Below are 11,640 nucleotides of genomic sequence, written 5' to 3'. Positions count from 1 at the left end.
AGGTCGCCATCAATGGCGCAATGCTTGTCTGTTAAATTGTAAATCCGCTTAACAACGGTTGCGTTTTGGTAGCGGCGCAATTTATTGCGCGATGAAACGCGCCGCTACGAATCTTGTGCGACTTGCAGTACCGGCTTCATACCCTCTCAGGCCCGCTGAAATTCGTGCTCTCTATCACAAACCTCGCGCTTGAAAGCCAGTAACTATCAAAACCTTCGGTCCATCCAAATATATTCTGCAACACGGTGCGGTTATCTTAACCGGACAACGTGAAGCCAATGGAGCCGAGAAATGAGCACGCCCGAAAATAATGATAATGCAGCCGCCTCAGGAAAATGCCCCTTTCATCATGGAGCATCGGAAGAGAAAAGCGTTTTAGCGCGTGGCGCCGGAAGCGGGACCACCAACCGCGACTGGTGGCCAAACATGCTGCGCGTCGATCTGTTAAACCAGCATTCCAGCCGTTCTAACCCCCTCAGTGACAATTTCAACTACCGTGAAGAGTTCAGCAAGCTGGATTACGCCGCGCTGAAAGCCGACATTCGTGCGCTGCTGACCGACTCGCAATCCTGGTGGCCAGCCGACTGGGGCAGCTACATCGGCTTGTTTATCCGTATGGCATGGCACAGCGCCGGCACCTACCGCACCATCGACGGTCGCGGCGGCTCCGGACGTGGCCAGCAGCGCTTTGCGCCGCTCAACTCCTGGCCGGATAACGTCAGCCTCGACAAAGCGCGTCGTCTGCTGTGGCCGGTGAAACAGAAGTATGGCCAGAAAATTTCCTGGGCCGATCTCTACATTCTTGCCGGTAACGTGTCGCTGGAAAACGCCGGCTTCCGTACCTTTGGCTTTGGTGCCGGTCGTGAAGATGTCTGGGAACCGGACATGGACGTGGACTGGGGACATGAGACCGAATGGCTGGCGCACCGCCATCCGGAAAGCCTGGCAAACGCGCCGCTCGGTGCGACGGAAATGGGCCTGATCTACGTGAACCCGGAAGGTCCGGAAGCCAGCGGCGATCCGCGCTCGGCGGCCCCGGCGATTCGCGCCACCTTCGGCAACATGGGCATGAACGATGAAGAGATCGTCGCGCTGATTGCCGGCGGTCACACGCTGGGTAAAACGCACGGTGCTGCTGCGGCCAGCCACGTGGGCGTCGATCCGGAAGCTTCGCCGCTGGAAGCGCAGGGTCTGGGCTGGCACAGCAGCTACGGCAGCGGTGCCGGTGCTGATGCCATCACTTCCGGTCTGGAAGTGGTATGGACGCAAACCCCAACGCAGTGGAGCAACTACTTCTTCGAGAACCTGTTCAAATATGAGTGGGTACAAACGCACAGCCCGGCGGGCGCGATTCAGTTCGAAGCGGTTGATGCCGAAGCGATTATCCCGGATCCATTCGATCCAGAGAAAAAACGCAAGCCGACCATGCTGGTCACCGACCTGACGCTGCGTTTCGATCCGGAGTTCGGGAAGATTTCGCGTCGTTTCCTCAACGATCCGCAGGCGTTCAATGAAGCCTTCGCCCGTGCCTGGTTTAAACTGACGCACCGCGATATGGGGCCAAAAGCGCGCTACCTCGGTCCGGAAGTGCCGAAGGAAGATCTGCTGTGGCAGGATCCGTTACCGCAGGCCACGCATCAGCCGACGCCGGATGACATCACCGATCTGAAAGCGAAAATTGCCGCTTCGGGTCTGAGCGTCAGCCAGCTGGTCTCTGCGGCCTGGGCGTCTGCTTCCACCTTCCGTGGCGGCGATAAACGCGGCGGCGCGAACGGTGCCCGTCTGGCGCTGGCGCCGCAGAACGGCTGGGCGGTCAACGCCAGTGTCACCCGCGATGTGCTGCCGGTGCTGCAGAAGATTCAGCAGGAGTCAGGTAAAGCGTCGCTGGCGGATGTGATTGTGCTGGCGGGCAGCGTCGGGATTGAGCAGGCGGCAGCAGCGGCAGGTGTCGCGGTGCAGGTGCCGTTCACGCCGGGCCGCGTGGATGCGCGTCAGGACCAGACGGATGTCGAGTCATTCAACGTATTGCAGCCGCTGGCCGATGGTTTCCGCAACTATCGCCGCGTGCAGGGCGGTTCTTCTACCGAAACCCTGCTGCTGGACAAAGCGCAACAGTTGACGCTGAGCGCGCCAGAGCTGACGGTACTGCTGGGTGGTCTGCGCGTGCTGGGCACCAACTTCGACGGCAGCGCACACGGCGTGTTTACCGATCGCGTGGGCGTGCTGAGCAACGACTTCTTCATCAATCTGCTGGATATGCGCACCGCATGGCGCGCCACCGATGAGAGCGCTGAGCTGTTCGAAGGCCGCGATCGTCAGAGCGGAGAAGTGAAGTACAGCGCCACCCGCGCCGATCTGGTGTTTGGTTCTAACGCCATCCTGCGCGCGCTGGCGGAAGTTTACGCCAGCAGCGATGCGAAGCAGAAGTTCGTTAACGACTTCGTGGCCGCCTGGACCAAAGTGATGAACCTCGACCGGTTCGATCTGTAATCCCCTGAGCCGCAGCGTCATGCGCTGCGGCTTATTCCTGCTTATGCCTCACGAAATGCCTCAAACGGCAGATTAAAGCGTCGCGCCAGCGCCGCCTTATGCTTGTCCGTTAATCTGCGCTCGCCTTTCAGAATGCGATTCACATACGAACGCTGACCGATTTCTGCCACGAAAGAGGATTGATTCAGACCGTGCTGGTCCATCAGCACCCGCAGCAGCGCCACGCCGCCCGGCAGCGCCTGAGTGCGTGCATTAAACGCGGCAAATTCCGCTGCGGCTTCTTCATACTTCGCGACTTTAACGGCCAGCATCTCGATCAGCGGATGCCCCGGCTGATGCTCAACCAGGTATTCCACCAGTTCAAGCGCCTGTTCATAATCGGCTCTGGACTGACTCCCGCCCAGCAGCGGCACGGCTTTAATCAGATTGTTGGAGGCCTGAATCGCTTCGCTAATCATTCTTTGTTCTCCCGGTAATGCTTAACCAGCTTGTCATACTCAGCATGCGTCACGATATGCTTTACGAAGACTCTTTTTGCCACAAAATCCGCAAAGAACATCAGCCGGAGATTGTTGCCGCCGACATTAATTACCCACCATTTTGCCCGATACTTCATGCGATCCAGGCTGGGAAACCAGGCTTTTAACACCTGTGGATCGGCAAAATCATGGCCGCTTAATAGTCGGTAAGTGGCATCCAGTGCTGCGGCATCATTAGGAAATCTCTGTGTCGCTTCGTTAAACACTTTCCTTGAGATAATGTGCATCATTCCCTCGAGCTGTTCCAGGGTGGAAACATTGTAACGCACAACATAGAATGTTTCCACACAGGAAACAACAGGGCGGGAGGAGATATGGAAGCCGCATCGCAGGGATGCGGCTAAAAGATTACTTCAGCGTATATTCATCGGCGTCGCGCCAGGCCGGGAAGCGTTCGCGATAGTCGCGCAGCGCCTCCAGTGATAACTCGGCGTCAAGGCGCGCGCGGGCGAAGGGTTCAGCGGCCGCGAGGATCTCACCCTGCGGCGAGATGATCCGGCTGTCGCCGCTGTATTGATGCTGATTGCCGTCACTGCCGACGCGGTTACACCCGGCTACATAGGCCTGATTCTCAATGGCGCGCGCCAGCAGCAGCGCCTGCCAGTGCAGCGCGCGCGGTGCCGGCCAGTTGGCGACATACAGCGCCAGATCGTAATCATTCTGGTTGCGCGAAAACACCGGGAAGCGCAGGTCGTAGCAAATCTGCGGCAGAATACGCCAGCCGCGCCAGTGGAACACCTCGCGCGTTTCACCGGGTACATAGTGCTGGTGCTCACTGGCCATGCGGAACAGATGGCGTTTGTCGTACTGGTGCAGCGTGCCGTCGGGCTCCACCAGCAGGAAACGGTTTACCGCGCCCTGGTCGCTCTGAATCGCCGCGCTGCCGCCGACCAGGGCATTCAGGGCTTTGGCATGACCGTGCAGCCACGCCACTACCTGATCCTGCGGCAGCGAACTGGCCGCCGCCTCCATGGCGAAGCCGGTGGTAAACATCTCCGGCAGCAGGATGACATCGCGGCCCGTCATGCCCTGCAATACCTCATCAAAATGGCGCAGGTTGGCCGCGCCATCCATCCAGCTCAGGGTTTCCTGTAATACGGTAAGTTTTAAAGCTGACATAAACGCTCCGCAGCGGCGTCAAGCGTCGCTTCCTGTTTAGCAAAGCACAGGCGAATGAGCTTGTGCGGGAAAGGGTCCGCGCAGAACACCGACAGCGGAATCGCCGCCACGCCCACTTCGCGGGTTAACCACTGGCAGAAACTGACATCATCCAAATCGGAAATGGCGCTGTAATCCACCAACAGGAAATAGGTGCCGGCACAGGGCAGCACCTTAAACCGGCTGGCGGCCAGCGCCTGCGTCAGGCGGTCACGCCGGGCGCGATAGAATGCCGGCAGCGCATCAATATGTTCTGGCTGCTGGCGCAGCATATCGGCAATCGCCAGCTGCGCCGGGGTATTCACTGAAAAGGTGAGATACTGATGCACTTTGCGGATTTCGGCGCTGATCGCCGCCGGAGCGATGCAGTAACCCACTTTCCAGCCGGTCATATGAAAGGTTTTGCCGAAGGATGAGACTGCGATAGCGCGCTGACGCAGGTCGGCATGTGCCAGCACGCTGGCATGGCCCTGCTCATCAAAACAGATGTGCTCATAGACTTCATCGCTGAGCACATAAATTTCCTGTCCGGCGATCGCCTGCCACAGCGCGGCGTAGTCGCTGGCGTGCCACACGGTGGCGGACGGATTATGCGGTGTGTTGACGATCACCAGCCGGGTGCGCGCGTTGAGCAGGCTGCTGAAGGCCTGCCAGTCGACCTGAAAAGCGGGCGGCTGCAGCGCGATGCGTTTCAGCACGCCGCCAGCCAGCTGAACCGCTGGCGCATAGCTGTCGTAGCTGGGATCGAAGCAAATCACCTCGTCGCCCGGTCGCACCAGCGCGGTGATCGCGGCATACAGCGCTTCGGTTGCGCCCGCCGTCACGGTGATGTCGCTGTTGATATCCGGCCGATGGCCGTACATGTCTGCGGTTTTATCGGCGATCGCCTCGCGCAGCGGCAGGGTGCCAATCATCGGCGCGTACTGGTTAGCGCCTTCGCTGACGTGATGTGCCAGGCGCTGCTGCAAATAGCGCGGGCCGTCAAAATCGGGAAAGCCCTGTGACAGATTGATGGCGTTGTGCTGGGCGGCGAGGGCGCTCATTTGGGTAAAAATGGTGGTGCCGAGCGCCGGTAGTTTGCTCTCGGGGATCAGGTTGGGCTGCGTCATTATCGGGTGCCTTAAGCGCGAATGTCGTTGCGGAGTAACCTTGTGCTGCAGCCACTATAAACAGGATGTTAACACTTGGCAATCGAGACGCTTAGACGTCTAAACGTGGCTGGCACAGACGCTGAGTGCGCTTATCCGCTGCCGCAGGCCATAAAAAAAGCCTCTGGCTGGAGGCTTTTTGCGGTTACGCCGCTTCGCTGGGGCGGGCGCTCGGTTTGGGTTTGCTGTCCGGTTTCGCCACCGCCAGCGCCTCGGGCGCAAAATCATCCACGTTAATGGCCTTCAGCCGGCTGGCTTCGGCCCGCGTCAGCACCTTCGCTTCACTCTCGTCAATCCAGCCTTCTTTCAGCGCGCGCTGGGCCAGCGCATCCAGCCGGGTGAAGGAGAAGTGTTTTTTCTGCTGCTGACACAGACGATCGTGAATCACTTCCGCCGCCATCACATCCTGCAGCGCCTGTTCCAGCTGACCGGCCGGGTTGTGCTCACTCGGCGTCAGATACTGGCCGCGGCCCAGACGGGTGCGGGCTGCGGACGGCAGCTGCAGCATTTTGGCCAGCTTATGATCCAGTTTATCGGACGGTGCCGGGCAGTGTTTGCCGCCGGCGAAAATCACCAGCCGCAGCGCACCCGCAACCAGGCGATTCGGGAAGTTGCGCAGCAGATCGTCCATCGCCACTTCCGCCTGATGCAGCGCATCCTGCACGCCCCAGTGCACCAGCGGCAGATCCGCCTCGTTACGGCCTTCATCGTCATAGCGTTTCAGCGTGGCGGATGCCAGATACATCTGGCTCAGCACATCGCCGAGGCGTGCCGAAATACGTTCGCGACGTTTCAGGCTACCGCCCAGCACCGCCATCGACACATCCGACAGCAGCGCAAGGTTGGCGCTCAGGCGGTTCAGCTGCTGATAGTAGCGGCGGGTCGCGTCACGGGTTGGCGTAGCGCTGGTGCGGCCGCCGGTCAGGCCAAGCCACAGGCTGCGCACTTTATTGCTGCCGACGTGGCCGATATGGCTGAACAGCGCGCGGTCAAAGGCGACGAGATCGTTCTTCGCGGCGGCGTTCATCTCTTCCAGCACCCACGGGTGGCAGCGGATTGCGCCCTGGCCAAAGATAATCATGCTGCGCGTCAGGATGTTCGCGCCCTCAACGGTGATGGCGATCGGGGCGCCCTGATAGGCACGCGCCAGGAAGTTGTTCTCGCCAAGCATGATGCCTTTACCGCCGGCGATATCCATTGCATCAATGATGGCGCGCTGACCGCGATGGGTGCAGTGGTATTTAACAATCGCTGACAGCACCGCCGGTTTTTCGCCCAGCATAATGCCGCTGGTGATCAGCGTCGCCGCCGCGTCCATCACGTAAGCGTTACCGGCGATGCGCGCCAGCGGCTCCTCAATCCCTTCCATTTTACCGATAGAGACTTTGAACTGGCGGCGAATGTGCGCGTAGGCACCGGTCGCCAGCGCCAGGCTTTTCAGGCTGCCGGTAGCGTTAGACGGCAGAGTAATGCCGCGTCCTACCGACAGGCACTCAACCAGCATACGCCAGCCCTGACCGGCCATCGCCGGACCGCCGATGATGTAATCGATCGGCACAAAGATATCTTTGCCGCGCGTCGGCCCGTTCTGGAACGGCACGTTCAGCGGGAAGTGACGTCTGCCAATTTCAACGCCTGGCGTATGGGTCGGGATCAGCGCACAGGTAATGCCCAGCTCTTCGGTTTCGCCCAGCAGATGATCGGGGTCGGAGAGCTTAAAGGCGAGGCCGAGCACGGTGGCAATCGGCGCCAGGGTAATGTAGCGCTTGTTCCAGGTCAGGCGCATGCCCAGCACCTGCTGGCCCTGCCAGTCGCCCATGCACACCACGCCAGTATCCGGAATGGCGCCAGCGTCGGAGCCCGCTTCCGGGCTGGTCAGCGCAAAGCAGGGGATTTCATCGCCGCGCGCGAGGCGTGGCAGGTAGTGATCTTTCTGCTCATCGGTACCGTAATGCTGCAGCAGTTCACCCGGACCCAGCGAGTTCGGCACGCCGACGGTGATCGCCAGAATCCCGGACACGCCTGCCAGTTTTTGCAGCACACGCGCCTGCGCGTAAGCGGAAAACTCCAGACCGCCGTACTCTTTTTTGATGATCATGGCAAAGAAGCGGTGCTGCTTGAGGTAAGCCCACAGCTCCGGCGGCAGATCGGCCATTTCATGGGTGATTTCGAAGTCGTTAGCCATGCGGCAGGCTTCTTCCACCGGGCCATCCAGAAACGCCTGTTCCTCTTCGGTCAGGCGCGGCTGCGGATAGTTGTGCAGTTTCTGCCAGTCCGGTTTGCCGCGAAACAGATCGCCTTCCCACCAGGTGGTGCCGGCGTCGATCGCCTCTTTTTCGGTGCGCGACATCGGCGGCATCACCTTCTGGAAGCTGTGCAGAGCCGGCTTAGAGAACATGCTGCGGCGCATCGCCGGCAGGTTGAAAGGCAGCAGAATAATGGCCAGCGGCAGCAGCAGCCACGGCGTCCACAGGCCGGTGGCGGCCAGTGCCGCGGTCCACAGCAGCACAATCGCACTGCTGAGCCGCAGTGAAACCTGATGGTAGAAGAGGGCGCTAATTAACACCAGCGTCGCGATGATCGAGGCAAGCAACATAATGAACCGCTCCGTAAGTTGTAAGAGGTCTGACCTGTTAGTGATAAGGTTTAGAGCAGTGCACGAAATTTATCAATCTGTTTACATCGCAATTACAACCGAACTCACAAAATCGCGCCGGCAATTGGACGTCAGCGCGGCGTCGCGCTTTTCCCTGCTGCGGGCGCTTTGCGGCTCTGGCCCATTCCGTTAAACTTGCTGGGTCAATTTTCCTCTAAAGGACATCCCTATGTATCAGGACATTATTCGCTCAGAACTCAATGAAGCCGCCGATACGCTCAATAAGTTCCTGAGTGATGAAGCCAACATTCACGCCATTCAGCGCGCAGCCGTGCTGCTGGCCGACAGCTTCAAAGCCGGTGGCAAAGTGCTCTCCTGCGGCAACGGCGGCTCGCACTGCGATGCCATGCACTTCGCTGAGGAGCTGACCGGGCGCTACCGCGAAAATCGTCCTGGCTATCCGGCCATCGCCATTTCGGATGTCAGCCATCTCTCCTGCGTCAGCAACGATTTTGGCTACGACTATGTGTTCTCCCGCTACATCGAGGCGGTCGGGCGCGAGGGCGATGTGCTGCTGGGGCTGTCCACTTCGGGTAACTCGGCCAACATCATCAAAGCCGTAGAAGCCGCGCGCGCCAAAGGCATGAAAGTGATTACCCTGACCGGCAAAGACGGTGGCAAAATGGCCGGTACGGCCGATATCGAAATTCGCGTGCCGCACTTTGGATATGCCGATCGCATTCAGGAGATTCACATCAAAGTGATCCACATCCTGATGCTGTTAATCGAAAAAGAGATGGTTAAGTGATGACGTGCTCCTCCCGCGCCCGCGGGAGGTTCTGATAAGGCGGTTGCTATGTGCGAATTGCTCGGGATGAGCGCTAATGTCCCCACGGATATCTGTTTCAGTTTTACCGGTCTGGTGCAGCGTGGCGGTGCAACCGGGCCGCACAAAGATGGCTGGGGCATCACCTTTTACGAAGATAAAGGCTGCCGCACGTTTAAAGATCCGCTGCCGAGCTACAACTCGCCGATTGCCCGCCTGGTGCAGGAGTATCCGATCAAGTCGCACTCGGTGGTGGCGCATATTCGTCAGGCCAATCGCGGCCAGGTGTCACTGGAAAATACCCATCCGTTTACCCGCGAACTGTGGGGGCGCAACTGGACTTACGCGCATAACGGCCAGCTAAAGGGCTATCGCCAGCTGGAGACCGGGCATTTCCGTCCGGTAGGCGAAACCGACAGCGAAAAGGCGTTTTGCTGGATTCTGCATAAGCTGGCTGAGCGCTATCCGCGCACACCGGGCAACTGGCCGGCGGTGTTTCGCTATGTGGCAGAGCTGGCGACGGAGCTGCGCCAGAAGGGCGTGTTCAATATGCTGCTGTCTGACGGACGCTATCTGATGGCCTTCTGCTCAACCAATCTGTACTGGATTACGCGCCGCGCGCCGTTTGGCAAAGCGAAGCTGCTCGATCAGGATGTGGAGATTGATTTTCTGCAGCAGACCACGCCGAAAGACGTGGTGACGGTGATTGCGACGCAGCCGCTGACCGGTAATGAAACCTGGCACCGCATCGTGCCAGGTGAGTGGGCATTATTTTACCTGGGTGAGCGCCAGGAATGATTTCGACGCCGCTTCCGGCGTGGTCATGACCGGCGTGTTGTTCACCGCATACTGACCGGTTGCCGTCACGTTGACCGTTGGCGGCACGTGGTATTTGGCGAAGTAAGCATAGCCCGGCTGCAGTTCACGCCAGAAGCTGATGTAAGTCGAGTAACGATGGCGCTGCATGTTGCTGTCGGTCATGCGGAACGGGAAGATGTTGACCTGCACATCCTGCTGACCGTTACGCAGCGCGGCGTTCACGTAAGTGAAGATCTCATCCATCGATGCGTTGGTCATGGCATAGCAGCCCACCGACACGCAATCGCCGTGAATCATCAAATAGTTACCGTTATAGCCTTTGGCGCGATCGTACTGATTCGGGAATCCGGTATTGATGGCGCGATAAAAACGGCTGTCCGGCTTGAGCTGATTCATCTTCACGTTATAAAAGCCTTCCGGACTTTTAAAATCGCCCTGACGACGTTTCGGCCCGAGGCCGCCGGAGAAGTTACAGATGCGATAGCTGTCCAGCAGTCGATATTCATTACCGATTTTGCCGTACAGTTCCAGCGTACGCTCTTCCTTGAAGATCTGAATAAATACCGGTGTACCCAGTAATTGTTTCTTTAACTCTTTGCTCACCGGAGCCAGCGGCTGCATTGGCTCAGGCGTCATTGCCCAGCTCAGGAGCGGCATAAGAATCATCGCAAACAATAATGCGATTCTGCCCATTCTGTGTGTACCTTGAAGTGAAGAGGAACGCTGACGCAGTGCGTCACTGTATTGCATTATCGGAAATATCCGCTACCGCAGCGCAACATTATCATTGTCTGGCGTTTAATCAAGCCGGAGTCCGAGAAAATGGTGCAATCCTAAAGGGAATACGACCACAAATTTGTAAACTTTAATCGCACGCGCCACAAATATTGCCGTTGTTTTTCTCTGCTGTATACTTATCCAGTATCCGGAGGGGCGTATGCGCAAAATCATTCATGTCGATATGGACTGCTTTTTCGCGGCAGTGGAAATGCGCGACGATCCTTCATTACGTGATATCCCGATTGCCATCGGCGGCAGCCGCGTGCAGCGCGGCGTAATCAGCACCGCCAACTATCCGGCGCGGAAATACGGTGTGCGCAGCGCGATGCCGACCGCCACGGCGCTGCGCCTCTGTCCCCATCTGAAACTGCTGCCCGGCCGCTTTGACGCCTATAAAGAAGCCTCGCAGCAGATTCGCGCCATCTTTACCCGCTATACGCCACTGATTGAGCCATTGTCGCTGGATGAAGCCTACCTGGACGTCACCGACAGTGAACACTGCCAGGGATCGGCCACGCTGATGGCGCAGGCGATTCGCGCCGATATCCTGCGCGAAACCGGCCTGACCGCGTCCGCCGGCATTGCGCCGATCAAGTTCCTCGCCAAAATCGCCTCAGACATGAACAAGCCAGACGGCCAGTATGTGATCACGCCGCAGGCGATGCCGGACTTTCTGCTGACGCTGCCGCTGAGCAAGATTCCCGGCGTCGGTAAAGTGGCCACCAAAAAGCTGGAAGAGATGGGACTGCGCACCTGCGCTGACGTACAACAGGCCGATCTGGCGCAGCTGCTGAAGCGCTTTGGAAAATTTGGCCGCGTGCTGTGGGAGCGCAGCAACGGCATCGACGATCGTGACGTAGTGGTGGAGCGCGAACGCAAATCGCTGGGAGTCGAGCGTACGCTGGGCGAGGACATCCATCACTGGGAGCAGTGCCTGGAGATTATTGATTTTCTCTACGCCGAACTCGATCGCCGTCTCAGCGCGATCCGCCCGGATAAGCAGATTGCACGTCAGGGCGTAAAGCTGAAGTTCAACGATTTCCAGCTCACCACCCAGGAGCATGTCTGGCCGGTGCTGAATAAAGACGACATGATCGCCGTAGCGCGTCAGGCCTGGGACGAACGCCGCGCCGGACGCGGTGTGCGGCTGGTGGGGCTGCACGTCACGCTGGTAAATCCGCAGCTGGAGCGCCAGCTGGTGCTGGGGTTGTAATGGCTGAGCTGCCGCTGGACGAGAGCTACAGCGCGGTCGCCTGACGCGGCACCGTTACCGTAAATAAAAAA

At 58.8% G+C, this 11,640-nt stretch carries 10 protein-coding genes; 4 read left to right on the top strand and 6 right to left on the bottom strand.

Annotation, left to right across the window (positions count from 1 at the left end; translation table 11 throughout):
- Positions 1–291 precede the first annotated feature (291 nt).
- Entirely contained in the window at positions 292–2,490 is a 2,199-nt protein-coding gene (gene katG / locus ERD80_RS16140) for a catalase/peroxidase HPI (RefSeq protein WP_058776020.1), read from the top strand.
- Between the two features lie 41 nt (positions 2,491–2,531).
- Here the strand turns inward: katG and ERD80_RS16135 are convergent, their stop codons facing one another.
- The 5 genes from ERD80_RS16135 to fadE form a co-directional block, all read right to left on the bottom strand.
- Positions 2,532–2,948, bottom strand: coding sequence for a transcriptional regulator (locus ERD80_RS16135; RefSeq protein ID WP_136547612.1), 417 nt, complete (start codon positions 2,946–2,948; stop codon positions 2,532–2,534).
- Entirely contained in the window at positions 2,945–3,256 is a 312-nt protein-coding gene (locus ERD80_RS16130; protein ID WP_058758055.1) for a type II toxin-antitoxin system HigB family toxin, read from the bottom strand. The genes ERD80_RS16135 and ERD80_RS16130 overlap by 4 nt, the downstream gene beginning before the upstream one ends.
- Positions 3,257–3,377: 121 nt before the next feature.
- Complete coding sequence (locus ERD80_RS16125; protein ID WP_136547610.1) at positions 3,378–4,148, bottom strand: amidohydrolase; 771 nt, start codon at positions 4,146–4,148, stop codon at positions 3,378–3,380.
- Positions 4,136–5,296, bottom strand: a complete 1,161-nt coding sequence (locus ERD80_RS16120; RefSeq protein WP_136547609.1) for a pyridoxal phosphate-dependent aminotransferase — start codon at positions 5,294–5,296, stop codon at positions 4,136–4,138. The genes ERD80_RS16125 and ERD80_RS16120 overlap by 13 nt, the downstream gene beginning before the upstream one ends.
- A 184-nt stretch (positions 5,297–5,480) precedes the next feature.
- Entirely contained in the window at positions 5,481–7,931 is a 2,451-nt protein-coding gene (fadE, locus tag ERD80_RS16115; protein WP_136547607.1) for an acyl-CoA dehydrogenase FadE, read from the bottom strand.
- A 229-nt stretch (positions 7,932–8,160) separates the two neighbouring features.
- Between fadE and lpcA the strand changes: the two genes are divergently transcribed.
- Together lpcA and ERD80_RS16105 are read left to right on the top strand one after the other, a co-directional pair.
- Complete coding sequence (gene lpcA / locus ERD80_RS16110; protein WP_021507284.1) at positions 8,161–8,739, top strand: D-sedoheptulose 7-phosphate isomerase; 579 nt, start codon at positions 8,161–8,163, stop codon at positions 8,737–8,739.
- A gap of 48 nt (positions 8,740–8,787) precedes the next feature.
- On the top strand, positions 8,788–9,555 hold the full coding sequence (locus ERD80_RS16105) for a class II glutamine amidotransferase (protein ID WP_021507283.1): 768 nt from the start codon (positions 8,788–8,790) through the stop codon (positions 9,553–9,555).
- On the opposite strand, the gene dpaA is transcribed toward ERD80_RS16105, so the two are convergent.
- A complete protein-coding gene (gene dpaA / locus ERD80_RS16100) occupies positions 9,526–10,269 on the bottom strand; it encodes a peptidoglycan meso-diaminopimelic acid protein amidase (protein ID WP_021507282.1) in 744 nt (247 codons plus the stop codon). The two genes, ERD80_RS16105 and dpaA, sit on opposite strands and share 30 nt — an antisense overlap.
- Positions 10,270–10,513: 244 nt before the next feature.
- Here dpaA and dinB point away from each other — a divergent pair, with 244 nt between their 5' ends.
- The gene (dinB, locus tag ERD80_RS16095) at positions 10,514–11,569 is read left to right on the top strand and encodes a DNA polymerase IV (protein WP_058758014.1); all 1,056 of its coding nucleotides are present in this window, start codon (positions 10,514–10,516) and stop codon (positions 11,567–11,569) included.
- The last annotated feature ends 71 nt before the right edge of the window (positions 11,570–11,640 follow it).

It is taken from the genome of Pantoea sp. R102 (assembly GCF_004916815.1).
GTDB lineage: Bacteria > Pseudomonadota > Gammaproteobacteria > Enterobacterales > Enterobacteriaceae > Pantoea > Pantoea dispersa.
This window is presented reverse-complemented; position numbering and strand designations above follow the sequence as displayed.

Bases quoted from the DNA above. Each gene is read 5' to 3' on its own strand.
- lpcA (WP_021507284.1), top strand. From the start codon at position 8,161: ATGTATCAGGACATTATTCGCTCAGAACTCAATGAAGCCGCCGATACG.
- ERD80_RS16120 (WP_136547609.1), bottom strand. From the start codon at position 5,296: ATGACGCAGCCCAACCTGATCCCCGAGAGCAAACTACCGGCGCTCGGC.
- dinB (WP_058758014.1), top strand. From the start codon at position 10,514: ATGCGCAAAATCATTCATGTCGATATGGACTGCTTTTTCGCGGCAGTG.
- ERD80_RS16105 (WP_021507283.1), top strand. From the start codon at position 8,788: ATGTGCGAATTGCTCGGGATGAGCGCTAATGTCCCCACGGATATCTGT.
- fadE (WP_136547607.1), bottom strand. From the start codon at position 7,931: ATGTTGCTTGCCTCGATCATCGCGACGCTGGTGTTAATTAGCGCCCTC.
- dpaA (WP_021507282.1), bottom strand. From the start codon at position 10,269: ATGGGCAGAATCGCATTATTGTTTGCGATGATTCTTATGCCGCTCCTG.
- ERD80_RS16135 (WP_136547612.1), bottom strand. From the start codon at position 2,948: ATGATTAGCGAAGCGATTCAGGCCTCCAACAATCTGATTAAAGCCGTG.
- ERD80_RS16130 (WP_058758055.1), bottom strand. From the start codon at position 3,256: ATGCACATTATCTCAAGGAAAGTGTTTAACGAAGCGACACAGAGATTT.
- ERD80_RS16125 (WP_136547610.1), bottom strand. From the start codon at position 4,148: ATGTCAGCTTTAAAACTTACCGTATTACAGGAAACCCTGAGCTGGATG.
- katG (WP_058776020.1), top strand. From the start codon at position 292: ATGAGCACGCCCGAAAATAATGATAATGCAGCCGCCTCAGGAAAATGC.